This is a genomic window from Kitasatospora sp. NPDC093679 (assembly GCF_040683455.1).
Taxonomy (GTDB): Bacteria; Actinomycetota; Actinomycetes; order Streptomycetales; family Streptomycetaceae; genus Kitasatospora; species Kitasatospora arboriphila.
Genome location: NZ_JBFBDW010000072.1, coordinates 1 through 24,046, shown reverse-complemented (window position 1 = coordinate 24,046; position 24,046 = coordinate 1). Strand labels below are relative to the sequence as shown.

Sequence of the window (24,046 nt, the reverse complement as noted above, 5' to 3'; positions counted from 1 at the left end):
GGCGCCTACGCGCCGAACGGCCGCTGCTGCCAGCGGAACGCCGGGCTGTCCTCGTGGTCCCGGCTCTGCGTCAGCCGGTCTCCCGGGCCCGGGTCGTCCGCCCCGGGCCGGTGTTCGAGGCCGAGGACGAGGCGGCTGGCGGCGTTGACGACCAGGCCGCCGCAGAACGTCCAGACCGTCTCCTTGCGCCCGTCGGCGCCGCACTCCTGCTGGACGAGCGGGGCCCCGTCGGTCGCGCTTCCGCCGGTTGCCAGGCAGCGACCGGTGCCGACGTTCTTGATCTGCGCCCCCGCTCCGGCGGGGATCAGGATCCACGTCTGGCCGGCGGTCCGGTTGCAGGGGCGCTGGGTGAGGGCACCGTCGGGGTCGGCCTGGGCGCACAGGCCGGTCATCCGGTTGACGAAGGCGCGTGAGCCCGGGGGCGGCGCGAACGCCGACGGCCGGGCCGTCCGGGTGGGGGTGCCGATGACCGCGGCCGGTTCGGGCCGGAAGGACTCGGCGACCCCGACGGCCGCGACGGGTGCCACCGTGAGGGTCGGCGCCGGGACGGCGGGCGCGGCGCCGGTCGCGGGCGGAGGGGTGCGGACGGGTGTGCCGCCGGAGCCGGGTGTCAGGACGACGACGGCCGCTGCGGCGGCGGCGACCGCGGTGGTGGTCAGCGTCCACTTGCCGGCGGCGGACCGGGACACCGCGGCCGCCTTGGCCGCGGCCTGGTGGAGGCCGTGGCCCGTGACGGACGGCCAGAGGCCGGCGGGGTTCCACAGGAGGACGCCGACGGGCAGCATCGCGCCGAGGCGGCCGTTGATGTCGCGCAGGTCGCGTTCGGCGCGGGCGCAGCGGGTGCAGGTCCGCAGGTGGCGGTCGAGGTGGCGGGTGGTGCGCTTGTCGGGCCTGCGGATGGAGGCGGCGAGCATGGTGCCGTAGTGGCGGCATTCGTCGCTGGCGGTGTCGTCGAGGTGGGCGCGCAGGTAGGCCTCGCGCAGGCCCTCGCACGCGCGGGCGACGAGGGAGCCGACGCCGCTGGCGGTGATGCCCAGGCGCTTGGCGGTGGCGGCGGCGGGTTCGTGTTCGACCACGGCGTGCCAGAGCACGGCCTGCCAGCGTTCGGGGAGCGACCGGTAGGCCTGCAGGGCGAGTGAGCCTTCTTCGGCGGCGAGGACCGTGTCGTCGGTGTCCTGACCGCAGGGCAGGGACTCGGCCCAGGCGTCGAAGTCGTCGGAGAGGAGGGTGCGGGCGCGGTCCCGGGCCCACTCCACGGCGACGTGGCGCACGCAGGTCAGGAGGTAGGGGCGCCAGGCGTGGTGGGGTCCGCTTCCCGTGGTGACGGCGCGGTAGGTCCGGGCGAAGGCTTCGGCGGCCAGGTCGTGCGCGGTCGCCGTGTCGCGGCAGCAGGTGCGGGCGTAGGCGAGGACGGCGGTGTGGTGGCGGGCGAAGACCTCGCTCATCACGTCCTGGACGGCCGGTCCGGTGAGCGGGTCCCCGTCGCGCAGCAGTGCGGCCAGTTCCGCGTCGTTGAGGTGGTCGAGCGCCGTCTGACGGGCCGTCGCGGATGCGGTCAAACCCTTGCTGCTGTTCGGTCGGTGATGGCCGGTCGGCGGACGGGGTCGTCGGTTTCGGGCCCGCCGATCGTCCGCCCCCGGCCGGATTGCGGGCCAGTGTGTCATGCCCTGAGCAGGCCTGATCCGCCCCGGGGGCGGCGCGGGGCGGCCCGGCACCCCGCCCGCGGAGCCGACCCCGCTGCGGAGCCCGTGGGTGTCGGCGGGTGTCCGCTCGGGCCCTCCCGGATCGTTCGCGCTCATCCCGTGGCCCCCCGAGGCACCAACACACGCCTGCGCAAAGACTTGGCAAAGATGTGGGACGTTCGGCGGGCGGGACGGTCTTTCCCTGCAGGAACCGGAACGAGCGCAAGGAACGCCGTTGTCAGACCCCTCCGCCGACCCGCACCCGGACGTCGAACCCGCGCACCGACCGCCCGCGCACCCGCCGGCCTCCCGCGGCGACGACGCCCTCGTCGCCTACGCCCGTCGGCTGTGCCGAGACGAACGAGCAGCACGAGAACTCGTCGAGGAGGTCTTCGCGGCCACCCTCGAACCCGCGCCCCGCGGCGGTGGTCCGGCCCGCGCCCGGCAGCCACGGCTGCTGGCCGCCGCCCGGCGCACCGCCGCCTCCTGGGCGGACGACGGGCGCAGCGCGCTGCTCTCACCCGCCTTCGCGGCCTGGCTCCGCACCCTTCCCCGCGCGGAGCCCCTCGCCCCGTCCGTGCAGGGCGCCGCCGGCGGGTCCGCGCGGGACGCCGTCACCGCGGCCGAGGCGAACTCGGGACTCCTCCAGGCCTTCCGGAAGCTGCCCGACGCCCTTCAGGGCGAGCTGTGGCGCGGCCTGACGGACGCGGCCGAACCGGCTCCCCCGCCGCCGGCCGTCGACGCCCCCGGTGCCGAACTGCCGCAGCCGGATCCCGTGCAGCGGTTCTACAGCGCCTACCTGCGGTACTACGTGGCGCACGCGCCCCGCCGGGACTGCCGCCAGCTGGCCGCCAGGCTCGGCGACACCGTCCGCCGCGGCATCGGCGACGACACCCTCGACCGCCACCTGGCCAAGTGCACCGCCTGCACGCGCGCCCGCGCGGACCTCACCGCCATCCACACCTGGCAGCGCCCCGCACTCCTCGAAGGACTGCTGCTCTGGACGGGCGACCGCGAGCCGGAACCCGGCGACACCGCGGTCCTGCCGCTCCCTCCCACCGGCACCGTCCCGGCCACCCCACCGCCGGGGCCGCCCCTCCCGCCTCCGCCACCCGTCCTGCCCACGCCGCCCGTCCCGCCCACGCCGCCCTCCGTGCAGCGCCGCCCGGCCCCGGCCACCAACCCCCTGCGGCGCCCCTCCGACAGGACCATCAGGCTCGCCCTCCTGGCCCTCGGCCTCGGCATCCTGACCATGGCCGCCGCGAACATCAGCCCCCACCGGACCGAACCCACCGCGGCCGCTCCGGCTCCGCCCTCCCCGTCGCCCACCATGCTGCGGGCCACGCCACCGCCGGATCCCTCCCCCACCGCACTCGCACCGTCGACACCCGCCACCCCGACCGCGGACGGCAACTCCCCCTCCCCCGCATCGGGTTCACCCACTGCACAGGACACACCGCCGCCGTCACCCACCCCCCGGATCCCCGCCTTCCGCCTCGTGAACGTGCGCTCCGGCCTGTGCGTCAGCCCGGACGGCCGTGACGCAGCCGGCGTCCACCTCGCCACCTGCGACGGCAGCACGTCGCAGCGCTGGCAGTTCCCGCTGAACAGCGGCGGACTGCTCCAGGTGCGCAATGCGGCGGACGGCCGCTGCCTGGACGGCACCACCCAGGGCGGCAACGTGGTCACCGTCGTCCTGCGGGCGTGCCTCACCGACCGCGAGGAGCAGCTGTGGAAGTCCGTCCCGAACCAGACCAACACCGCCTTCCGCCTCCACTTCGCCCCGTGCGTCACGAAGAGCGACTACCCCGACCACCTGCTCGGGCCCGGTGACATCTGGCCGGGCCCGGCCGAGGTCGGCTCACCGCTGGTCCACCAGCCGAACTACTACGCCAAGGACGACTTCCTCTTCACCACCGTCTGACCGGGCGTCGGGACGCGGCGTTGCGGGGCCGCGGGTGCGGGCACGGCGCGGGGGCCACTGAGCTCCACGAACCCGGCCGGGCGCAGCGGCGGGCCGGCGAGAAGGGCACGGCCGAGGAGACGTGAGGCGCCGGCCGGGGCTGGGGTGCCCGGCCGGCGCGGCAGCCGCGGGGCCGGGAGGTCCGGTGACGCCGACCAGGGTCGCCGCCGGACCGTCCCGGCACTCGCCGTGCTACTGGTTGAAGGGACGGCGATGCGGGCCGATCGACCCGCTGCTTTGCCAAGGCTTTGCCATCCGGGGCTCCCGAGGCGGTCTCACCGGCGGTGTCGGCGATCACGGCACGGATTCACGCCCGGCAAGCGCACTCCCGGGAGGCACTCTCCCGGGAGGCACGCTCACGGAAGGCACGCTCACGGGAAGTAGAGCGCGGCCTTCTCCAGGACGTGCCGCGTGAACAGCCCGCCCCACGCGGTGCCGCCCCGGTACATGGCGACCCGGGCGGCCCCGGACGCCGGCACCTCCACCGCGATCGGCCGACCGATCAGGGTGGTCCCCAGGAGCCGGGCGTCCGCTGCGGCCCACTGTGCCGCGGACGGCTGGACCTTGCTGCTGATCAGGGCCGGCAACACCGTCGCCGCGTTCCGGGCACCGGGCAGACCGCTGCGGATGTGCTTGGCCCGGTCCATCGCCCATCCCGTGAACTCGGCCAGCGCGGTGCCGTCGACCTCGGGGACGACCGCGGCGAGGACGAACAGCTCGGTCTTGGTGCCGAACCATTGCAGCTTGCGGTCCCCCCGGCTGCCCACCACCACGCCGTGGTCGCACCAGTCGGCCGCGGTGACCTGGGTGCCGTCGGCCCTCAGCCGCTCACCGAGCTGCGCCAGGTACCTGCTGGCCGCGTCGGCCGGCGACGCCCCGTTCGTCCGTTGCTCCGTCATGACGCCGATCCTTCACCACGGGTACGACATGCGGAAGACCGAAGGCGCATCGGGCCGTTGGACGGGAACACTCGCATCTCCCGGAGCACCGCCCCGGGCAGGCAAGCGAGTCGACGTCATCGTGCGTGAGTCGAACGCGGACCTCCCTCCCACGGAGGAGACCGCTCCTCCCGCCGGCCGACGCCCCGTCCCGGCGGCCCGACCTAGCGTGGACGGCATGGCAGATCAGGCGCCACCGACCGCTCCGGCCGTGCCGGTCCCGCCCCGGGCGGGCGGTCCCGACGCGGCGGACGCTCCCGGCCGGACGGCCCGCGCGGCGCCGGCCGCGCTCGCCGCGGCCACCTGCTACGGCCTCCTGCAGGCCTGGTGGGCGCTCGGCCACGCACCGTCCTTCGGCCGCTTCGGCACCGACCTGCTGGTCTTCCCGGCCTGGGGCTCCGTGGTGCTGTGCACCGGGGCGGCGGTGCTGTCCCGCGCCCTGCACACGGCGCGCCGGCCCCGGCCGCGGCTGCTCGCGGCCGCCGCAGCGGTGGCCGGCGCCCTGCTGCTCAGCTGCCCGTTCCTGCTGCTGGACGTGGTCGGCGGCCTGCTGCCGGGCCTGCACATCCCCTTCTCGCTCACCGGTTTCCTCAGCCGGGCCGGCTGCCTGACCGTGTCGGTGCTGCTGGCCGCCGCCGCGCTCGGCCACCGGCGCCGGTGGTGGGGCGACTGCCCGCGGTGCAGCCGCACCGGCGGGCCCCTCGATCCCGACCGGCGGGCCCGGCCGCCGCGATGGGCGCTGTGGGCGGCGTACGGGGCGGTCGCGTCCTGCTGGCTGCGGATCCTCGCCCAGTACGCCCTCGGGTTCGCCGGCCCGAGGCGGCTGGACACCGCGCAGGCGGCGTCCCTCGCGGTGTTCGAGGTGGGCTTCGTGCTGGCCGGCACCGTGCTGCCGCTGTCGTTGGTGCACCGGTGGGGACAGGTGTTCCCCGGTCGGATGCCGCTGCTGGGCCGGCGGCGCGTTCCGCGGCTGTTGCTGCTCGGGCCGGCCTGCGCGATCTCGGTCGGACTGCTGGTGTACTTCGGCGTCGGCATCGGCCAGTTGGTGGGCGAGACCGTCCACCCGGTGGCCCACGACGGCGCGCTGCCGCTGTCCTTCCTCTGGGTCGCGATGCCCGCCTACTGGCTGTGGGGCCTCGGCCTGGGGGTTGCCGCGCTGTCCTACCACCGCCGGACCCGGCCGCCGTGCCGGGCCTGCGGGCGCTGACCGGCCGCCCCGCCGAGGCGCGCAGGCGTGCGCCTCCGGCACGGGCAGCCGGTCAGCGCGGGATGCCCGGGGTGCTCGTGGGGGTCGCGCCGCGCGTGTCGTCCTTCCTCCACGCGCCGACGGCGAGCCGCCCCGTGGTGCCCAGGTCGAGCTCCGGGATCACCGTCACGGGGTCGGCACCCGCCTTCGCCCGGACCCTCAGGTACGGCGCGTTCACCGACTCGCCCGTCACGGACTCCACGGTGTTGCGCCAGACCAGCCCGGCGTGGGCCTGCTCGCCGGGCGCCAGCGTGACCGGACCGGGCGGGTCGTCGGTGCCGGTGCCGGTCGAGACGGCGTTGCCGCCGTGCAGGATCTGCACGCTGCCGACGGGCCTGTGCTCCTCGTCGACGACCTGGAGTTCCGGATAGCCGTTCAGGTCGACGGTGCCCGACCCGCAGTTCTCCAGGTGGAGGCCGACTGCGCGCAACCCCATGGCGGCATCGCCCTCGTCGGCGTACACCCGGATCCCGGACGGCGGGCAGGTCCCCGACTCGGCCGACGCCTCCTTGCTCGGAACGCTGCGCACCTTGGTGATCCGCACCCGCCCGCCGTCCGCGGAGGCGGACGCACTCGCTCCGCCGGGTACGGCGCCCGGCAGGTGCCGTTCGGTCAGGCGGGGCGAGGGCGGTGCACTCGGCACGACGGTGCCCGACACCGTCCGGCCGGGAGCGACGTCCGCCACCGTCTGCTTGCCGACCCACATCGCCTGCCCGGACGGTGACAGGTGGGTGAACGTGATCGTGTAGGTGAAGGCCTCGCTGCCCCGGTTGGTGACCTCGAACTCGGTGCAGAGCGGACCCGAGCCGGTGATCCGGACACCACCCACCTCCCGCTCGGCCGGACCACCGGCCGACGCCGACGCCGAAGGGCCCGTCGGAATGCCGCAGGCGGACGTGGCACCCGGCGGGGCGGGGGCCCGCGAACCGGTGGCGGCCACCGAGCCGCACGCGGTGAGCACCAGGAGGACCGCGGCCAGGAGGACCGGAGAGGTGGTACGGGAACGACGCATCCCCAGAGCCGACCATGACCGGCCGTCAGGGGCCGTGACGACGCTCACACTTCGGGCAACAGCCCTGTCACAGCCGCGGGTCCGCCCACCGACCGACGCGGGATCAGGGCGCAGCAGCGCGTACGACCCCGACGCGGCCGGGCCGGTCCCGCCACGCGCGCCGGCGGCGCAGCAGGTCGGCCGCCGGGCGCGGCGGGGTGGCTACTGTGAGGCGCATGAGCCTGTGGTCACTGCGATCCGCCCTGCCGCGACTGAACGGAGCGCTGATCGCGGGAGCGGCGGTGGGCGTCCTCGTCTGGCAGCTGCGCGACCTGTCGATGGGCGTTCTCGCCGGCATCACCGCGGCCCAGACCTTCTTCGTCGCGGCCGGGTGGATCGCGCTGTGGCCCATGGACGCCGAGGCGACCCGCCGCAACGCCCGGCGCGAGGACTTCCGGCCCCTCCTGGAGGAGCTCGTCGTCGTCTCGGCGGCGATCGGCGGCCTCACCGGCATCGTGCTGCTGCTCCTGCTCGGCAGGTCCGGTGACAGCCACGCCGCCGCAGCGACCGCACTCGGCGGCGTCTTCATGGGATGGGCCTCGCTGCACCTGATGTACGCCGCCCGCTACGCCGAGCTCTACCTCGCACCCCCGACCGGCGGAATCGACTTCAACTCCGACGAGTCGCCCTCCTACAAGGACTTCCTCTACTTCAGCTACAACCTCGGCATGACCTACCAGGTGTCCGACACCAGCGTCACCACCACCGCGATCCGCGCCGTCGTGCTGCGCCACTGCCTGCTCTCCTACGTGTTCGGCACGAGCATCCTGGCCACCACCATCAACCTCGTCACGGGCATCGTGACCGGCTAGGAGAACTGCCGTCCGCGTCCGCCGATGACGGTGACGGTTCAGGGTGCGCCGCCGGTGCGGGTGGGGTGCCAGCGCCTCGCGGCCGGCAGGCAGAGGATCCGGGCCAGCAGGCGGACCGGCGGCAGGGCCAGCAGGCCGCCCGCGTAGGGCCACGCGCCGCCCGAGCGCATCAGCACGCGGGCAGCGGCCTCCAGGCCGCCGTAGACCTTGCCCGAGGGGGTGAGCCACAGCGGCCCGTGCTGGACGCGTTCCGCCGTCACCAGTCCGCGCCCGCCCGCACAGGCGTCCAGCGCGCGGAGGTCGACGAACTGGCAGGCGACCGCCTCCCACTCACCGGACGACCGGACCGCTCCCGGGTGGCGTTCCGCCCACGCCACCCAGCCGGTACACATCGCGCAGTCCCCGTCGAAGAGCAGCACGGGAACCCGGAGGACCTCCGCCATACTCCCGATTCTCCTCCCGAACCGGCCGGGCGCCCCGGGAAGGGGGAAGCGGATCGGCGGGAAGCGGGCCGACGGGAAGCGGGCCGGACGCCGCTCGGACGCGGCTGCTCAGGTGCGCAGGCCGAGGGTGGTGCTGGGCGTGGTGCCGTACGCCTCCCGGTAGTGGGCGGCGAACCGGCCCACGTGGCCGAAGCCCCAGCGCATCGCGATCCCGGTGACCGTCGCGGTGGCGGGATCGGCGGCCAGCAGCTCCCGGTGCGCGGCGTCCAGGCGCACCGTGCGCAGATGGGCGAGCGGGGTGGTGCCGAGGTGGCGGCGGAAGGCGTACTGCAGCGCCCTGGGGGTGACGCAGGCGGCGTCGGCGATCTCGGCGAGGGTGATGTCCCGGTCGGCGTGCGACGCGATGAACGCGGTCGCCCGCCGCACCGTCGCGGGGGTGGCGTCCGTCTCGTCGGCCGGTGCGGGGTCGGGCGCCACCCGGGCGGGGAAGGCGGCGAGCGCCGCGGCGGCGAGCAGCCGGGCGGTGTTGGAGACCAACAGGGCCGGCAGCGCCTGGTCGCGGCCGAACTGGTCGGCGGCCAGGTCGACGGCGGCGCGCCACAGCCGGGCCGCGGCGGGCGTGGCGGGGGCGACCGGAGCGGCCGCGTACCGCAGTGGTGCGGTCCGCCCGCCGATCGGGACGCCGGCGGTGTCGCGGACGACCCCGGCGGCCAGGCTGGCGCTGTTGATCGTGCAGCCGTTGCTCTGCGCCGTGTACGGCACGCCCGCCGGGTTGAGGACCAGGCTCCCGGCGCCCGCGCGCTCCTCGCTGCCCTCGGAGTCGACCTCCAGCCGCCCGGCGCGGACGTCGTTGACGATCATCGCGTCCAGGGGCTCGCAGGCGAAGGACAGCGTCCCCGGCAGGGTGATCCGGTCCACCGTGAACAGGCCGGCGTCGATCCGCTCGTACCGCAGGCTCGCTCCGCCGCTCAGGCCCGACAGGCGCAGGCTGGAGCCGTACGCAGCGTCGAGGAAGTCCCGCGCCTCGTCGGCGTCCCGCGTCGCGAAGGACGTGCGGAGGACCGGCACCGTGCCGCCCTCGACCGCGGAAGCCATCGTCCTCACCGCCCCTCTCACTTCGGAACACCCTCCCTGCCTCCGCCGACCCTACGCGCCTACCCGGGAAACGCAGGCACGCACGGTCCCCGACACCCACCGGCCCACGAGCGGCCGGGCCCCTGCACCGGGACGCACACGGGCGGATCGACACACCTTGAACGCGTTCAAATTCTGTGCCAGGCTGCTCCCGTCCGGCGGCGCTCCGCGTGCGACCCGCTCGGTCACCGCGCTGCGCGCGGTGTTCGGGCGGGGGCCCGGGCAGGCACTCGAACATGGGGGGAACGTGACAGGGGAACGGCTGGAGGGCGACGCCGCCGACGGCCCGGCCGGTGGCGCAGTCCTGCCGCAGCGGCGCCCGGAGTGGAAGGGCCGGCTCGGCGTGGCCCTGTACCTGGCCGGCGGCGCGACGGTGATCCTGGGGCTGCTCGGCTGGGGAGCCGTGGCCGCGATGGACGCGTCCATCGGGCCTCCCGACAACCACGTGGCGAAGAGCGACTCCCGCGTCTGCCCGACCACCACGGGGAACAACCTCGAGTATGCCGACGCCGTCAGGCACTTCGGTCTGTCGGTCCCGAAGGACGCCGCCGACGTGTGGGGGGCGCCGGAGCCGTCGCGGTCAGTGCTGGGGGTGCGGCCGGGAGCGGAACAGAGGCCGTCGCTCGGCCGTTGCGCCGGGAGCCGGGCGGCCGGCCTCCACGCGCAGCTCGACAGCGTGGAACACCTCAAACATGCCGAGGGCTATGGCCATGATGCCCGCGGCCAGCGTGAGAGCGCCGATCGAGGTGAACGGCGAGACGATCAGCACGGTGCCCGCCATCATGTCGATGATTCCGGAGAACAGCATCCCCCCGCGCGCCGGCATGGCCGGGGCGGAGACGGCGGCGGCTGTCGCCATGACGCCGCGCAGCAGGAAGATGCCCGGGGACGTGCGTGCCGAAGGCGGCGGCCAGTTGGAAGACACCGATGACCAGCAGGTAGACGCCGAAGAGCACACCGACGACGCGCGGCGTCTCTCGCGGCCAGGACAGGGCGACGACTCCCAGGGCGGTGGAGGCCACGCCCGTGGTGAGAAGGATCTGCCGCCCCATGTTCGCCACGGAGTCCAGGAGTTCGGTGGTGGAGTCGTCTTGTGGCTCGGTGCCGCGCGGCATGCCGGCGTCTGAAGAATCGGTGGGGATGTCATGGCGCCTGCTCCTTCCGGGAACAGCGTGGTCGGATCGCGCCACCTCCGTCGTTACTCCCGCCCCGGTCCTGTGCCGCGCGGCGAGGATGCAGGGGGCGTCATTGGAATTCCCCAGGTTTCATGGAGGCTCAAACGAGTGCTGGCCTGTCCTCTGACCAGGTTGAACAAAGCGCCGGGACCAGACGGCGAGAGCCTTTTGTTCGATGCCTGCCTGGACGGCGACATAGGCGCTCCGGTCGCCGGTGGGGACCGGAGGCGCCTCCGCGAGGCGGACACGGCCGTCGTCATCGTGGTTCCGTGACCACGGTCGGAGTGTCCTCGGCTGCGCGGCCGCTGCCGCACAGCAGTGATGCCCAGGCCGCCGAGGTGGCCGCGAGGTCGTCTCCGCACGTGGTGCCGGGGCGACGGGGGCGGGCCGCGGTGGCAAGGACGACGCGGTCGGGGCGGAGCAGGACGGCGCCCGCGGTGCCCATCCAGCGGACCAGGTCTCTTGTGCCCGGATCGGTTTCGGTGCGGTGCTCGGCGCCGCCCGTGCCTGGCCGTGGTCGTCGGGAGTCGTGCAGGTGGATGACGCGGGCGTCCAGCGTCCGCGCCAGCGCGTGCAGGGCCGGGCTGAGCGGTGCGGTGGCCAGGAGCGCGAAGCCCTCGCCGAGCAGGTCGTCCAGCAGGCGCGGGCCGCCGGCGGCGTCGGGGAGCAGCGGCTGGGGGCACAGTGTCCCGGGGCGCGGGTGTCCCGGGCGGCGGGAGCCGGCCAGGGGGCCCGGTCTCAGCGGCGGGCTGACGGCGGACAGCACGAGCGAGGAGGTGCCCGGCAGGCGGGAGAGGACGGGCAGGACGGCGTTGCGGGTCAGTGCGGTGCCCGTTCCGCCGCCGGTCATGAGGGCGCCGACGGCCACGGCGGTGCGGATCAACTGCCGTGCGTGGCGGTGGCGTTCGGCCTGGTAGGTGTCGAGCAGGGCCCCGCTCGCGCGGCCGGTGAGGACTCGGGCGAGCTTCCAGGCGAGGTTGTGGGCGTCGCGCATGCCCGCGCCCATCCCTTGCCCGATGAAGGGCGGGGTGAGGTGGGCGGCGTCTCCGAGCAGGAAGATGCGGCCGTTGCGCCAGCGGTCGGCGACCTGGGCGCGGAAGGTGTAGGTGGCGGTGCGCAGGACGTGCAGTTCGTCATCGGGGATGCCCTGCGTCCATGGGGCGATCAGCGCGAGCAGACGCCCGCGGTCGGTGAGCTCCTCCGGCCGCTCGCCGGCGCGCAGGCGGAACTCCCAGCGGTAGCGGTCCTCGCCGACGCGCATGTAGGTGGCCGCCCGTCGCGGGTCGCAGATCTGGTGGACGCCGTCCCAGGCGGGCAGCGGCAGGCGGCAGCGGACGTCGACGACCAGCCACTGCTGGGGGTTGGCGAGGTCCTGCATCCGGGAGCCGATGGAGGCGCGGACGAGGCTGCCCGCGCCGTCGCATCCCAGCACGGCGTCGGCCAGGATCGCGTGGGAGGCACCGGTGTCCTCGTCCCGGAAGGAGACCCGCACCGGAACGCCACCGTGCGGGGGCGGGGCCACGGCGGTGACCTCGATGCCTCCGCGCAGCATGATCAGCGGGTGCTTCCGGACGTTGTCCCGCATCAGGTGCTCGAGTTCGGGCTGGTCGAACATGTTGGCTTCGGGAAAGCCGTACCGGCCGCACGGGTTGTCACGACGGAACTCGGCCAGGACACGGTGGGAGCCGTCCAGCAGCCGCATGCCGCGGGCGGGACGGGCGATCGCGCTGAACGTCTCATGGATGCCCGTGGCCTGGAGGATGCGGTGCACCTCGTCGTCCAGGTGGACCGCGCGGGGCAGCGGATACGGGGCGCGGTGGCGCTCCAGGACCAGGGCGGGCACGCCATGGCGGGCGAGGAGGGTGGCGACGGTCAGTCCGGTGGGTCCGGCGCCGATCACCACGAGGGGCACATGCTCAGGAATGGTGGCGGTCACTTGCTCAGGGCTTTCATAAGGCCCACCAGACGGGCGCGGTCGATTTCGTTGTCCTCGCGCAGCGCGGAGATCGCCTGCAGGAGCACCCCCGGCGACGGGGTGGTGCCGAGGAAGTCCCGAGTGGCGGGCGGGCCCCACTGGGCCAAGCCGGAGGCGGACATCGCGGCCCAGCCGGGGTCCAGCGTGTTGTCGAAGACGTCGCCGTCGGCATAGTGCTCCAGCATGAAGCGGTCGGGGTCGCGCCAGTAGTCGAAGATCTGGCTGCCCTGGATGTGCCGGCCGATGCCCCAGGAGTGGTGGTAGCCGCGCTCGCGCAGGTACGCGCCGCCGGCGGCCAGCGCGTCGAGGTCGGCGACCTGGTAGGCGGAGTGGACATAGCCGGTGTCGGGGCCCAGGTGCACGGCCAGGGTGTGGTGGTCGGCGGGTTCGCTGCCGCGGTCGCAGCGGATGAAGGCCATGGTGGGGCCGCGGTCGCGCTGGCCGTCCAGGTAGAGGAAGTCGCTGACGATCAGGCCGAGGTGCTGCAGGTACCAGTCCAGGGCGCGCCGGAAGACCCGGGTGGAGAGCACCACGTGGCCCAGGCGCTGCACCTGGGAGGGCTTGCGGGGCGGGCGCTGGGTGGCGTTGATGCGGGAGGCTGCGGTGGTGACGCCGGTGTTGAGGACCAGGGGCTGCTGCAGCGGTCGCGCGGGCTGCTCGGTGACGCCGTGTACGACGCGGACGGGGATGCCGGAGGGGTCGAGCAGGTCCACGGCGCGGCCGCCGCCGTACTCGGTCAGGGTGCGGACCTTGTGGCCGGTGGCGCGGGCGAGCCGGTCGAGGTCGGCGGCGTCGGCGGCCCGGAACGCGGGGCCGATGAACCGGGAGGCGGGGCCGCGTCGGATCACCAGGCAGTGGGGGCCGGCCATGGCGCCGCGCAGATAGAGGACGTCATCGGTACGGGCGGCGGTGGTGAACCCGAAGTCGTGGGCGAAGGTTTCGGCCCTGTCCAGGTCGGGCTTGGTGAACTCCAGCCAGGCCAGGTCGACCACCTTGATGACGGGCTGGGCGGCGCGGCCGGGGTGCTCTCCGCGCCGGGCGCCCCGTTCGCTGTGCAGTCCTTGGTGGGCGTCGGCGGTGGGGACCGGGGTGGGGGTGGGTGTCGGGTCGTTCACGGGGATTCCTTCCTGTGGTCTCCACGACCTGTGGCGGGGACGGGACGGGTGCCGCGGTGCCCCGGAGGTGAGGCGTGGGTGAGGGTCGGGCCCGGCCCGCCGGCTGCGGCGCCGGTCGGCGGGCCGGGTGGCACGGCAGGTGGGCGGTTCCTACCGGGCGAGGAGGGAGTCCAGTGCGGTGGTGAGTTCGGCGGCCGGGTCGGTGGCCGCGCCGTGGGCGCGCCAGCCGATGAAGCGGTCCGGGCGTACGAGGACGGCGCCTTGCGGTGTGTGGCCGCGGGCGGCGGTCCAGGTCGAGCGCGGGTCGCGGTAGTCGCCGTCGACGTGGCCGATCCGGATGGCGTCCAGCGGCAGCCCGCTCTCGGCGGCGATCTTCTCGGCGGCCTCGCGCCAGGCCTGACCGTCCTCTCCGGCGATCAGCAGCAGGCGGCCGGGGCGCACCAGGTGGGCCAGGACCGTGCGACGGCCGTCGAGGTCCTCCAGCCAGGCGTGGGGCAGCGGGTGTCCTGGGCGGGCGGCGGGCTGGTAGATGCGGACGGGGTCGGGGTTGTCGGGTGCGGGGGTGCCGTCGGGGACGACGGCCGCGGAGTCGTAGGTGTAGCCGAACTCGACGCCCAGTTCGTTGAACTCCATGGACTGGGCGGCCACGGCGGCCAGGAAGGTGCGGCGGAAGTCGACGTCGGCGGGGTCCTCGCTCCACAGGCGGCGGGCCTGGCGCCAGTTCTCCTCTTCGCCGGCCTCGGGTCCGCCGCCGAAGAGGGCGTTGATGGCGATGTGGTTCATGGCGTTCTCCAGCGAGCGCTGGACGTTGGTGGCGTCCGCCGGGCGACGTTCGGCCTCGTAGGTGTCGAGCAGGGAGTCGCCGGCATGGCCGTTCAGGACGGCGGCGAGTTTCCAGGCGAGGTTCTGGACGTCGTGCATGGCGGAGGTCAGGCCGAGGCCGCCGGTGGGCGGGTGGCGGTGGGCGGCGTCGCCGGCGATCAGAACGCGGCCGGTACGGTAGCGGTCGGCGACCACGCCTTCCAGACTCCAGCGGGAGATCATGTGGACCGTCACATCTTCTTCGTTCAGGCCCAGCCCGGTGCGCAGGTCGGCCAGGACCGACTCGTCCTCCAGCGCGCGGCCGTCATCGGGCCCGTAGTTGAGGTGGAAGACCCACTCCTCGGACTCGGGCCCCCAGTGGTCGGGGCCCATGGGGACGAGAACACCGGGAATGCCGAGGTCGGGCAGCCACAGCCAGCGGATCAGCACCTGCGGGTCGCGCGCCCAGCGGGACAGGTCGGCGGAGATGTGGAAGGAGACCACGCGGGCGAGGTCGCGCACGCCCTCCTGCACGATGCCCAGGGCGGGCCCGACGGTACGACCGCCGTCGCAGCCCAGCAGGTACCGGGCCCGCACCCGGTAGGTCTCGCCGCTGTCGCGGTCGGTGATGACGGCGGTGACGCCCTCGCCGTCCTGGGCGAGTCCGGTCAGCTCGTGATGGAAGCGGACCCTGCCGGGCGAGAGTTCCTCGGCGCGTGCGCGCAGGACCGGCTCCAGGCGGATCTGGGGCAGGTTGGCCTGCCGCTCGGGGCTGGCCGCGAGCCACTCCGGGGAGTTCCCGCCCGCGCCCCAGGCCTCCATCAGGGCCACCCTGCGGCCGTGGTCCTCATGGTCGCCGGCCAGACCGACGTACCAGGCGGTGTGGGACATCTCCTCGGCCGGGGTGGAGGCGGCGTAGACGGTGTCGGCGACGTCGGCGTCGCGCATGACCTCCATGGCGCGCTGGTTCAGGACATGGGCCTTGGGCAGGACGGAGGTGCTGGGCCAGGCGGTGACCAGCAGGGACTCGATGCCCATGCGGCTGAGCAGCATGGAGGCGGTGAGCCCCGCACCGCCTCCGCCGACGATGAGGACGGGAACGTCGATGTCGTTCATGGGTACTCCATGGGATGTCACGGCTCGGTGCCACGGGGTGGGGGCGGGTCAGGAGAGGCAGGGGAAGAGGGCCAGGGGCGTTTCCCCGGTCGCCGGGAACAGCGATGTCGATTCGGAGGCGCGCAGCGCCTCGGCAGCCAAGGCGGTGAAGATGCGGCGGGCCCCGTACGGCCGTAAGAAGGAAGGCGGCCTGCGGCAGTGGCCCTGAGCGCGGATGCCGCGCTACGTCGGCCTTGGCGTGGAGGCACAGGGCGGCAGGTGCTGGCGGACGTCGATGCGGCTCGTCGTGATGCTCCTCGGGTCCCGGCGGCGCTGCCAAGCGGGTCCGGCGAAGTCCGCTGCGATTCGGCAGCACCCTGAAGGGGCGCGGGGAACGGCGCGACCAGCCACGACGGCGCCGCGGGCGGCTGACGGCCCATCGCGGTACTTCCAGCGGGGCGCTCAGCCGCCGGCCAGCACGACGAGATGGGCTCCGGCCAGCACGCCCACGACGACGGCCGGCAGGCAGCGGGCCGCCGGGTCACCGCTGCGTAGATGGACGACGACGGCTCCGGCCATGAGCAGGATCAAGCCGACCGACGCGGCGGCACCGAGCGCGGTGATCCGCAGGCCGAGCAGCAGACCGGCCGCTGCCGCCACCTCCAGAGCACCCAGCAGGCGGTAGTGGGTGGTGGTCATGCCGACGTGGGCCGCGGCCTGGCGCATCGCGGGGACTGCCGCGAGCTTGGCCGCTCCCAGCAGGAGGAATGTCCCGGCGAGGAGGACGGCGAGGACGATGGCGGTGGTGCTCACGGGATTTCTCTCTCAGGTGGCTTACCGGGGGCGTACTGCCAGTGCAGGACGTAGCGGTCCAGGGCTGCGGCGACCCTGCGTCGTGCCGCTTCGTCGGCAAGGGCGGGCAACGTGACGTGGACACCGCCGTCGTGCGGCCGGCACAGGATGAGCTCCGGGTCGCAGTCCGCGCCCTGGGCGGCCAGTTCGGCGTGGACCGCGCGGCGGGTGGCGTCCAGGCGCAGGCCGAGCTTGTAGGGCTTGCCCACGGCGGTGAGCGGGATGGCGTCGATCACGAGCACCTCGCGCGGGGCGGCTGCGCGTTCGGGGACTCGTTCGGTGGCCCAGGTGAGCAGTTCGGCGGGGCTGGTCTGGGCGCGGGGGGCGAGGGTGACGTAGGCGACGGGCACTTCGCCCGCGTGGGGGTCGGGGCGGCCGACCGCCGCGGCGGCGGTGACCTCGGGGTGGGCGAGGAGGGTGTCCTCGATCGCGGCGGGGTCGATGTTGTGGCCCCCGCGGATGATCAGATCCTTGGCGCGGCCGGCGAGATGGATGAAGCCGTCGGCGTCGATGCGGGCCAGGTCGCCCGTGTCGAGCCAGCCGCCGCGGATCTTCCCGGCGGTTTCCAGGCGGGGTCCCCGGGCGGTGTGCTCGGCAACGTACCCGGCGAAGACGACCGGGCCGCGGACGGCGAGCACCCCGGTGGTGCCGGGCGGCAGGTCGTGCCGCTCGCCGGTGTTCGGGTCGATCCGCACGGTCTTGACCTGCTGGTAGGGCAGGCGTCGGCCGACACTGCCGGGCCGGGTGTGACCGGGCAGGCCGAGGGCTGAGGCACAGGTCGCCTCGGTCAGCCCGTAGCCCTCGCACAGCGGGATGCCGGTGTGCTCCTCGAAGGACTCCCGTACGGCGGGCGGGAGGGGCGAGGCGCCGACGGCGGCGAACCGCATGCTGGAGATGTCCGCGTCGACGGGGACACGGGCGAGGACGGAGTACACGGTGGGCACGCCGGACATGGCGGCGATGCGATGGCGCTCCACCAGCTTCCAGAACACCGGATACAGCTCGGGATCGCGGTAGCCCAGCGGCCCGGCCCACACCACTCCCCGGCCGCGCAGCAGCGGGCCGAGCAGGGTGACGATCAGGGCGTTGACGTGGAACAGCGGCAGCGCCGCGAACATCACCGAGTCCTCGTCGAGGGGGATGCTCGCGGCCACCGTCCAGGCGTCGACGACCTCGTTGGCGTGCGTGTGCGCGGCGAGCTTGGGAGTTCCGGTGGTGCCGCCGGTGTGGAAGTAGGCGGCGAGGTCGTCGGCGGCCGGGGGCTCGATGTCCACCAGCCGGTCTGCGGGATGGGAGGCGGCCAGCTCCGTGAGGTAGCCGACGCGTACGCCTTCGATGGGGTCCAGAGCGGGGGTTGGGCCCTCCGGCAGGGTTGGGGCCAGCGCCAGCAGTGCGTCCAGCCGCAAGGCCGCGGCGACCTGCCGGGCCGTGGCCCACACCTGTGCATCCAGCTGTGGACCGGCGGCGATGAGTACCCGCGCGCCGCCGCGCCGCAGCAACTGCTCGACGTGCTCGGACGCCAGGCCCGGGTTGACCGGGGCGGCGATGCCCGCGGCCTGCGCGGCCAGCAGGGCGGCGGGCAGCTCCGCGGTGTTCGGCGCGAGCAGGCCCACAGCGGCGCGGCGGGTGGCGCCGAGCGCGCGCAGCAGGTTGGCGGCGCGGTGCACCTGGTCGCGCAGCTGCGCGAAGGTCACGGTGGTGGGGCTCAGGAAGCGCGCGGCGTCGGGCAGCACCGTCAGGGCCGGGCGGTCGGGCCACAGGCGGGCGGCGCGCAGCACGGTGTCGTAGGTGGTGCCGGGCAGGCCGCGCTCATGGAGCGGAACGGCCTCGATCGCAGCCAGGTCCGCGATGCTCTCGGGGGCGGGCCACAGCAGGTCGGTGGGTGTGAGTGTCACCTGTGCGCCTTTGCAGGGTGAGGGAGGGATGGGGTCAGGTGGCCGGCCCGGTACGGGGATGCCGGGCCGGCCGGTCCCGGCGGGGGTCCCGGGAGTCTTCAGCGGGCGCGCACCACTGTGCGCTGCTCACCGAGATCGAGTGCGCCGTCATCGGTGGCGATACGGGCCGTGACGGCGTCGCCGTCCTTGAGGTAGTCGGGGTTCGCCAGCTGGCGGGCGAAGAACTTCTGCCAGCGCTTGTGCGGGGGCAGCAGGGCGGCAAGCGTGGTCAGGAGCCTGCCCGGAGACTTCAGGGCGGTGCCGCCGGGGGTGCCGGTGAGCAGGACGTCACCGGGCTGCAGGTTCTGGAAGCGGGCCAGAAGGCTGAGGGCACGCGCGGGTCGGACGATCATGTCCGCGGTGGTGCGGTCCTGCCTCGTGGCCCCGTTGACCCTCAGCGTGAGCCGCAGGTCCGGCAGGCGGGCCAGATCGTCGGCATCGACCAGGAGCAGCCGGGGCCCGAGCGGGGTGAAGGTCGGGTACGACTTGGACTCGTAGAACTGCGTCTTGGGCAGCTGCAGGTCACGCGCGCTGACGTCGTCGGCAACCACCAGCGCGGCGACGTACTCCGCCAGGGTGGCGTCGGTGACCTCGGTGCCGATCGGCAGGTCCGCGCCCATCACCAGCCCGAGCTCCACCTCGTAGTCGAGGAACCGCACGTGCGGCGGCCGGACGATGTGCTGGTAGGGGCCGCTGACGGACCCGGAGGCCTTGCGGAAGAACGCGGGCGGGACGGTGTCCGGGTCGAACCCGGAATCCACCGCGTGGGAACGGTAGTTGACCATCTGCGCCACCACCCGGCAGGGGGTGGTGACGGGCGACAGCAGCTCCGCCTCTCGCGCGGAAGGCCCGGCGTCGGGGGCAGCCGCGGCGCGGGCGGCCGCCTGCTGCACGGCGGAACGGTCGGCGAGCAGGCCAGCGGTGGTGTTCGCGTCGGTGTCGACGCGGTGCAGCCGTCCTGTGCCGCTCTCCACCCACCAGCCGTCTGCGGTGCGGACGACCTGGATACTCATCGGCTCTCCTGAGTCCTGGACGGGCGCCGACCGGACCACTCCTGCGAGCAGCTCCAGTCAGCAGTGATGAAAGAATCAGTCCAGATGACAGCATCGTCAATAGCCATCAGTGTTGATGAAAAACTCAAAACTGATTCACGGGTAAGGTGGAGGGATGAGTACCGGACCACAGAGCAAGGCCGATAGCCGGACCCCCAGCCGCGCACCCAACCGCCTGGACCGGCGCAAGGCGCTCACCCGAGCCGCTCTGATCGCCGCCGCGCAGGGGTTTCTCGCCGAGCAAGGGAGAACCGACGTGAGCATCCAAGAGATCACCGAGGCGGCGGACGTCGGCTTCGGCTCCTTCTACAACCACTTCACCAGCAAGGACGAGCTGTTCGACGCCGCCGTCGCCCTCACCCTGGAGCAACACGGCGAACTCCTGGAATCCGTGGCGGGAGACCTCAAGGACCCCGCGGAGATCTTCGCCGCCAGCATCCGCCTGACCGGTCGGCTGCAGCGCACCCACCCGCAGATCGCCAGGATTCTCGTCCGCACAGGCATGCCCCATCTCACCTCGGACAGAGGCTTGGCACCTCGGGCGATGCGGGATCTACGGGCCGCCGCCGACGACGGACGGCTGGACATCGACGACCCGCGCACTTCCGTAGCCATGGTCGGCGGCGCCCTGCTCGGAGTGCTCCACCTGCTGGAGACCCGCCCGGACCTCGATGCCGCGCATGTTTCCGACCAACTGGCCTTCCGCCTGCTGCGCATGTTCGGCATGACGCGCACCGAAGCACGGGCTATCGCCACCCGGCCCCTGCCACCGCTGCCCCGGACCTGACATGGGCGGGTCACGTCCGCTGGAGTGGTGTATCGACGGCCACTCGGTGATCCGGTTTCAGGCTAGGCGGTCAGGGCTGTGGTGATGCTCTCTCGGGGGTTTCTCCCTCGATCGGGTGGAGGCGGCAGCGGCCGAGGATCTCGGAGCCGATGTAGCGTCGCTGTTCGGCCCATTCGTCGCTCTGCTCGGCCAGCACCGCCCCGATGAGCCGGATGATCGAGGACCGGTCGGGGAAGATCCCGACCACGCCGGTGCGACGCCGGATCTCCTTGTTCAGCCGCTCCTGCGGGTTGTTCGACCAGATCGACTTCCAGACCCTCCGGGGAAGACGGCGAAGGCCGGCGGGTCCTCGCGGGCGCTCTCCAAGTGCTGTGCGGCCCCGGGGAATCGCTCGTCGAGGGTGGCGATGACGGTGGCCATCTGCTTTCGGACCGCGCCCGCGTCGGGCTGTTCGAAGACGGTCCGCAGCAACGTGGCGACCCAGGGCTGGGCGGACTTCGGAACCTGGGAGAGCAGATTGCGCGCGTAGCGGGTTCGACACCACTGGAACCGGTGCCGGAACCCGGGCGGGCGCCGGAGTCGGACTCCGGGGTATGGGGTCGGACGGCGGTCGCGGCCGCTGCACCTTTTTCACATGCGATTCGGGTGGGGTCGTGCGAGCTGGTTGGGAGCGCGTGGAGGGGCCCCGGCGCCATTGCGGCTTCGGGGCCCCGAAGGGATATATCACCATCCACCGGCCCTGGGCCGGCTTCCTTGTGGGCACTGCCCCGGGGATGAGGCGTGCCGGGATCGCGTATGCGTGACCGGAAACCAACGTCCTTCACACTCTGGGGTCTGCGGTGTCCGCCCGGAAAGGACCCTCACGGGCCGGGCGATCCTGATGGCGCTTCGTCCCCTCCGTTCATCCTTCGCCGGTATTACCTGGTACTGCCAACCATCCGGTACTGCCGGTACTGCCACTGCTGATAGTGCGGGAAATGCTGGTACTGCCACCTGCTTGGTACTGCCGCGGCGGCCCGGAAGGCCGCCCGGTCCGGCAGCCGGCCCTCCCCCGGCACCTGCCCGGGTTCTGGGACTCCGCTGGCCGAACCTCCCAGCACGCGCGCCCGCAGCCCGGCGCCTTCACTGGGATACCGAATCCTGCAACTGCTGGTACTGCACCATTCACCCACTGAACTCAGCCAGCGGGCACCACTCGTGGCGGCCCCTGGTACCTGCGGGCCACCGGGCCCGGTCGCCGGTTCCGTCGCCTTACTGCACACAACCCTGGCTTCAGAACCCCGCAACCGTGCCGACCTGCGAACTACTCACCACTCCCCGGCAGTTCGTGTCTGCCGGTCACTCTGGACTCCTGGCTACGAGAGAAACCATAACCGCGCCGATCGGCAATGTCTACTCCGGCCGGAACAGATTTTCCCTCGCCCCGGCGATCGGTAATCTCCCACCGAACGAGGACGGCCAGGAGCCGAGCTCCTGCCAGGAGGCCACCGGGCCGCACCCCAGGAAGTCGGCACTGGAAGAACGAACGGCCAGGAGAGCAGTACGCGGGGCAGGACGGATGCACGGCGCCGCAGCCAAAACGGTGTCCGCGGGCAGGCCGGGATCGCGGGCCGGATGATCACCCGGCCGGATGATCGGCCGACTGCGCGCTGCGCGCCCAAACGTTGCGGAAATGCCGCAACGTTCGGATGGTCCAGTGGCGGACTACGTTCCGTCTTCGATACGGCGTGCTGCCGGTGGCAGCGGGCGACGTGCTCGCGGGACAGGACGGTGGTGCACATGCGCAGGACAACGGACGGTTCGGGCTCGGAGGGGGTACGCCTCGCCGACGCGGACTGCGCGACCTGCCACGGTGCCGGTTCCTCACGGCTCGGTCAGCCCTGCGGGCCCTGCAGTGTGCGGCTCACCCGGGCTCTCGCCCGTCGCATCCTGGCCGCCGACCACCGCTGCTGACACCGCCGACCGGAGCCGGCGCACCTCTCGGCGACCCGCCCCCTGCAGGCTCGTGCCATGACGAAGGACACCGGAGCACCCCTGGCCGCCGGCTGTATCGGCCCCGTACCCGCCACCACGTGCATCGACCGCCGCGTCGGCCCGTCGCCGAGCCGGACGGGAGGCGGATTGGACCCCGGGCGGCCGGGTCCTTGTCAGGCGTCGGAGTAGCTGAGGTCCCCGACCGTCCAACTGCTGATGTCCTCGATGGCTATGCGGTACATGCCGCCGGTGTGAGGGAGCCCGAAGTCTCCCTGCAGGATCTTCGCCCGGTGCAGATGGAGATGAGTGGGACGTGCGAGCGAGGCGTCGACGGGCGGGATGAACAGGGCGGCGAACGGCTTCAGGTGATCCGAGGCCTGCAGGACCTCTGCAACTCGTTCCCACCACAGGGCCACTGGCGCAAGCCTGCCGGTGATCACGGCTCCGGGGACCACCACGGTCAGCGACATCTGGTTGTTGTGCTCGGACTCGACCATCGCGGCGATGTCGACGAGCAGCCCGTCAGGGTTCGACATGAGGTCCAGATTAGGACACCGGCTCCTTCCGGTGACGACCGGGCGGCTCGGCCTGGTTCCGTGACCCCGCCGTCCGGCGGACCGGCGATCAGGAGTGCGGACTGGGCAACAGCGGCCCGACGTCACGGGTATCGCTGTGGGCTGCGTGAGAACCGTGCTGCCGGGCCTCTCATCACGTCCGGTCGGCCTTCCACTCGCGGGCGAGGATCGCGTAGACGTACTCGCTGCCCCAGCGTTCGCCGTCGATGTCGTTTTCAACGAAATGCGCCTCCCTGCGCATGCCGAGACGCTCGCACACCTGCACCGACCCGGTGTTGAGGACATCGAGGCGGGCAAAGAGCCGGTGGACACCCAGTTCGTCGAAGGCCAGCTCGGCGGCTGCGCGTGCCGCCTCGGTCGCGTAGCCGCGGCCGCCGAAGGCGGGGTTGAAGATCCAGCCGATCTCGGCCTGGCGGGCCTGCGCACTCGCCAGCTTCAGGACGATCTCGCCGACAACGTCTGCCCCGTCGGTCCGGCAGACGGCGAGCACCAGGTCGTCGCCGTCCTTGGCCCACTCCGTGCCGGCCGCGCGCTTCACCAGACTCCGGGCACACTGCTCACGGGTGAGTGGTTGCCGGTAGAGGTACCGGGCGACTTCGGGAAGGCCCTGGTATGCGCACAAGTCATCGAGGTCGTCCTGCGTGAACAGACGCATGACCAGCCGCTCGGTGGTAACGGGCAGCGAAAACATGGTCATCGATCCGATATCTCCTCGTCGCGGGCCGCCAGCGTAACCGACCGGGCCCGGCTTCCCCGTCATGAACAACTCGTCCTCGCCGTTCCCATGTGCGTCACCGTCAGGCCATGACAAGCGCCACCCCGGCAACTTCCATCCCCACATGGCCCTGACCTGCAAAAGCGGTGTGAACACACGGTGTTCCTGCCGCTGTTCGCCGTCTGGTGCGTGCCGTGTTCTCAGGTGCCGCTGGAGAACACCAGGCCGCCGCCGACCAGAGGCCGGCGCGCGGCGGCCGGGGCGGGCGGTTCGGCGGCCGGCGGCGGCAGGAACAGAGCCCGGTCCACGGGCGGCAGCAGGACCCGGCCGGTATCCGTCGGCCGGTCGGTTACGGGTGCGGAGAACTCGGGCAGGCCCGGCGGGCGACGATCATGCTTCACGCCAGGGAGTATGACCGGCCGCCAGGCCGGTACACATCCCGTTTCCCTCCGCCGCGCCCGAGTCGGTCATCCGCCCGGGCCGAACCCGGGCGGCTTGTGTGCGGCGCCTACCGGTCGGCGAGCGCGGCCCGGAACTCCTGGGTGGTCACGAACACCGAGCCGCGGACCGCCCGCTGCCGGCCATCAGCCCGATTCCGCTCCACCGTCTCGACGGCGGCTCGCATCCGCTCGGCCCGGAAGCAGTCGACGGCGTCGGCGAACTCGTCCGGCACCGGGCGGCGGTCGACGATCCCCGCCACGGCGCCGTACAGCGTCGGGGCGCCGTA

Annotated in this window: 20 protein-coding genes and 2 pseudogenes; 4 read left to right on the top strand and 18 right to left on the bottom strand. The window is 73.2% G+C overall.

Annotated elements, in window-relative coordinates; genetic code table 11:
* Nucleotides 1-5: 5 nt before the first annotated feature.
* A complete protein-coding gene (locus AB0O09_RS35400) occupies nt 6-1,559 on the bottom strand; it encodes a sigma-70 family RNA polymerase sigma factor (protein ID WP_363549105.1) in 1,554 nt (517 codons plus the stop codon).
* Between the two features lie 358 nt (nt 1,560-1,917).
* On the opposite strand from AB0O09_RS35400, the gene AB0O09_RS35395 reads away from it, so the two are divergent.
* Nucleotides 1,918-3,606, top strand: coding sequence for an RICIN domain-containing protein (locus AB0O09_RS35395; RefSeq protein ID WP_363549103.1), 1,689 nt, complete (start codon nt 1,918-1,920; stop codon nt 3,604-3,606).
* Between the two features lie 410 nt (nt 3,607-4,016).
* Here AB0O09_RS35395 and AB0O09_RS35390 read toward each other — a convergent pair whose 3' ends face one another.
* Nucleotides 4,017-4,544: a hypothetical protein gene (locus AB0O09_RS35390; protein WP_363549100.1), complete on the bottom strand. Its 528-nt coding sequence runs from the start codon at nt 4,542-4,544 to the stop codon at nt 4,017-4,019.
* A gap of 217 nt (nt 4,545-4,761) precedes the next feature.
* Between AB0O09_RS35390 and AB0O09_RS35385 the strand changes: the two genes are divergently transcribed.
* Nucleotides 4,762-5,790, top strand: a complete 1,029-nt coding sequence (locus AB0O09_RS35385; RefSeq protein WP_363549097.1) for a hypothetical protein — start codon at nt 4,762-4,764, stop codon at nt 5,788-5,790.
* A gap of 52 nt (nt 5,791-5,842) precedes the next feature.
* Here AB0O09_RS35385 and AB0O09_RS35380 read toward each other — a convergent pair whose 3' ends face one another.
* The gene (locus AB0O09_RS35380; protein ID WP_363549095.1) at nt 5,843-6,841 is read right to left on the bottom strand and encodes a DUF4232 domain-containing protein; all 999 of its coding nucleotides are present in this window, start codon (nt 6,839-6,841) and stop codon (nt 5,843-5,845) included.
* A 215-nt stretch (nt 6,842-7,056) separates the two neighbouring features.
* On the opposite strand from AB0O09_RS35380, the gene AB0O09_RS35375 reads away from it, so the two are divergent.
* Entirely contained in the window at nt 7,057-7,692 is a 636-nt protein-coding gene (locus AB0O09_RS35375; RefSeq protein ID WP_363549093.1) for a DUF1345 domain-containing protein, read from the top strand.
* A gap of 38 nt (nt 7,693-7,730) precedes the next feature.
* On the opposite strand, the gene AB0O09_RS35370 is transcribed toward AB0O09_RS35375, so the two are convergent.
* The 10 genes from AB0O09_RS35370 to AB0O09_RS35325 form a co-directional block, all read right to left on the bottom strand.
* Nucleotides 7,731-8,135 carry a DCC1-like thiol-disulfide oxidoreductase family protein gene (locus AB0O09_RS35370; RefSeq protein ID WP_363549090.1) on the bottom strand — a complete coding sequence of 135 codons (405 nt, stop codon included), beginning with the start codon at nt 8,133-8,135 and terminating at the stop codon, nt 7,731-7,733.
* A 108-nt stretch (nt 8,136-8,243) separates the two neighbouring features.
* Nucleotides 8,244-9,230, bottom strand: a complete 987-nt coding sequence (locus AB0O09_RS35365; protein WP_363549087.1) for a helix-turn-helix transcriptional regulator — start codon at nt 9,228-9,230, stop codon at nt 8,244-8,246.
* A 619-nt stretch (nt 9,231-9,849) separates the two neighbouring features.
* On the bottom strand, nt 9,850-10,050 hold the full coding sequence (locus AB0O09_RS35360) for a hypothetical protein (protein WP_363549085.1): 201 nt from the start codon (nt 10,048-10,050) through the stop codon (nt 9,850-9,852).
* Nucleotides 9,956-10,321: a DUF308 domain-containing protein gene (locus AB0O09_RS35355; protein ID WP_363549134.1), complete on the bottom strand. Its 366-nt coding sequence runs from the start codon at nt 10,319-10,321 to the stop codon at nt 9,956-9,958. Before AB0O09_RS35355 ends, AB0O09_RS35360 begins: the two co-directional genes overlap by 95 nt.
* A 379-nt stretch (nt 10,322-10,700) precedes the next feature.
* Nucleotides 10,701-12,356, bottom strand: coding sequence for a bifunctional 3-(3-hydroxy-phenyl)propionate/3-hydroxycinnamic acid hydroxylase (locus AB0O09_RS35350; RefSeq protein ID WP_363549082.1), 1,656 nt, complete (start codon nt 12,354-12,356; stop codon nt 10,701-10,703).
* Between the two features lie 20 nt (nt 12,357-12,376).
* Entirely contained in the window at nt 12,377-13,534 is a 1,158-nt protein-coding gene (locus AB0O09_RS35345; protein ID WP_363549080.1) for a VOC family protein, read from the bottom strand.
* 150 nt (nt 13,535-13,684) lie between these two features.
* Entirely contained in the window at nt 13,685-15,451 is a 1,767-nt protein-coding gene (locus tag AB0O09_RS35340) for an FAD-dependent monooxygenase (protein WP_363549078.1), read from the bottom strand.
* 441 nt (nt 15,452-15,892) lie between these two features.
* Nucleotides 15,893-16,243, bottom strand: a complete 351-nt coding sequence (locus tag AB0O09_RS35335) for a DoxX family protein (RefSeq protein ID WP_363492660.1) — start codon at nt 16,241-16,243, stop codon at nt 15,893-15,895.
* Nucleotides 16,240-18,177, bottom strand: a complete 1,938-nt coding sequence (locus tag AB0O09_RS35330) for an acyl-CoA synthetase (RefSeq protein WP_363549076.1) — start codon at nt 18,175-18,177, stop codon at nt 16,240-16,242. The genes AB0O09_RS35335 and AB0O09_RS35330 overlap by 4 nt, the downstream gene beginning before the upstream one ends.
* A 98-nt stretch (nt 18,178-18,275) precedes the next feature.
* Nucleotides 18,276-19,229, bottom strand: coding sequence for a fumarylacetoacetate hydrolase family protein (locus tag AB0O09_RS35325; protein ID WP_363549074.1), 954 nt, complete (start codon nt 19,227-19,229; stop codon nt 18,276-18,278).
* A 154-nt stretch (nt 19,230-19,383) separates the two neighbouring features.
* On the opposite strand from AB0O09_RS35325, the gene AB0O09_RS35320 reads away from it, so the two are divergent.
* Entirely contained in the window at nt 19,384-20,055 is a 672-nt protein-coding gene (locus AB0O09_RS35320) for a TetR/AcrR family transcriptional regulator (RefSeq protein ID WP_363549071.1), read from the top strand.
* A gap of 70 nt (nt 20,056-20,125) precedes the next feature.
* Here the strand turns inward: AB0O09_RS35320 and AB0O09_RS35315 are convergent.
* From AB0O09_RS35315 to AB0O09_RS35295, 5 genes and pseudogenes are all read right to left on the bottom strand, one after another.
* Nucleotides 20,126-20,595, bottom strand: a pseudogene (locus AB0O09_RS35315) (transposase); the annotation flags it as partial.
* A gap of 1,607 nt (nt 20,596-22,202) precedes the next feature.
* Nucleotides 22,203-22,565, bottom strand: a complete 363-nt coding sequence (locus AB0O09_RS35310; RefSeq protein ID WP_363549069.1) for a hypothetical protein — start codon at nt 22,563-22,565, stop codon at nt 22,203-22,205.
* 172 nt (nt 22,566-22,737) lie between these two features.
* Complete coding sequence (locus tag AB0O09_RS35305) at nt 22,738-23,301, bottom strand: GNAT family protein (protein ID WP_363549066.1); 564 nt, start codon at nt 23,299-23,301, stop codon at nt 22,738-22,740.
* Nucleotides 23,302-23,519: 218 nt separating this feature from the next.
* Nucleotides 23,520-23,720: a hypothetical protein gene (locus tag AB0O09_RS35300; RefSeq protein WP_363549064.1), complete on the bottom strand. Its 201-nt coding sequence runs from the start codon at nt 23,718-23,720 to the stop codon at nt 23,520-23,522.
* Between the two features lie 107 nt (nt 23,721-23,827).
* Nucleotides 23,828-24,046 (bottom strand): annotated as a pseudogene (locus AB0O09_RS35295) (hypothetical protein); the annotation flags it as partial.

Bases quoted from the DNA above. Each gene is read 5' to 3' on its own strand.
- AB0O09_RS35390 (WP_363549100.1), bottom strand. From the start codon at position 4,544: ATGACGGAGCAACGGACGAACGGGGCGTCGCCGGCCGACGCGGCCAGC.
- AB0O09_RS35385 (WP_363549097.1), top strand. From the start codon at position 4,762: ATGGCAGATCAGGCGCCACCGACCGCTCCGGCCGTGCCGGTCCCGCCC.
- AB0O09_RS35380 (WP_363549095.1), bottom strand. From the start codon at position 6,841: ATGCGTCGTTCCCGTACCACCTCTCCGGTCCTCCTGGCCGCGGTCCTC.
- AB0O09_RS35375 (WP_363549093.1), top strand. From the start codon at position 7,057: ATGAGCCTGTGGTCACTGCGATCCGCCCTGCCGCGACTGAACGGAGCG.
- AB0O09_RS35370 (WP_363549090.1), bottom strand. From the start codon at position 8,135: ATGGCGGAGGTCCTCCGGGTTCCCGTGCTGCTCTTCGACGGGGACTGC.
- AB0O09_RS35365 (WP_363549087.1), bottom strand. From the start codon at position 9,230: ATGGCTTCCGCGGTCGAGGGCGGCACGGTGCCGGTCCTCCGCACGTCC.
- AB0O09_RS35360 (WP_363549085.1), bottom strand. From the start codon at position 10,050: ATGGCGGGCACCGTGCTGATCGTCTCGCCGTTCACCTCGATCGGCGCT.
- AB0O09_RS35355 (WP_363549134.1), bottom strand. From the start codon at position 10,321: ATGGGGCGGCAGATCCTTCTCACCACGGGCGTGGCCTCCACCGCCCTG.
- AB0O09_RS35340 (WP_363549078.1), bottom strand. From the start codon at position 15,451: ATGAACGACATCGACGTTCCCGTCCTCATCGTCGGCGGAGGCGGTGCG.
- AB0O09_RS35325 (WP_363549074.1), bottom strand. From the start codon at position 19,229: ATGAGTATCCAGGTCGTCCGCACCGCAGACGGCTGGTGGGTGGAGAGC.
- AB0O09_RS35320 (WP_363549071.1), top strand. From the start codon at position 19,384: ATGAGTACCGGACCACAGAGCAAGGCCGATAGCCGGACCCCCAGCCGC.
- AB0O09_RS35310 (WP_363549069.1), bottom strand. From the start codon at position 22,565: ATGTCGAACCCTGACGGGCTGCTCGTCGACATCGCCGCGATGGTCGAG.
- AB0O09_RS35305 (WP_363549066.1), bottom strand. From the start codon at position 23,301: ATGACCATGTTTTCGCTGCCCGTTACCACCGAGCGGCTGGTCATGCGT.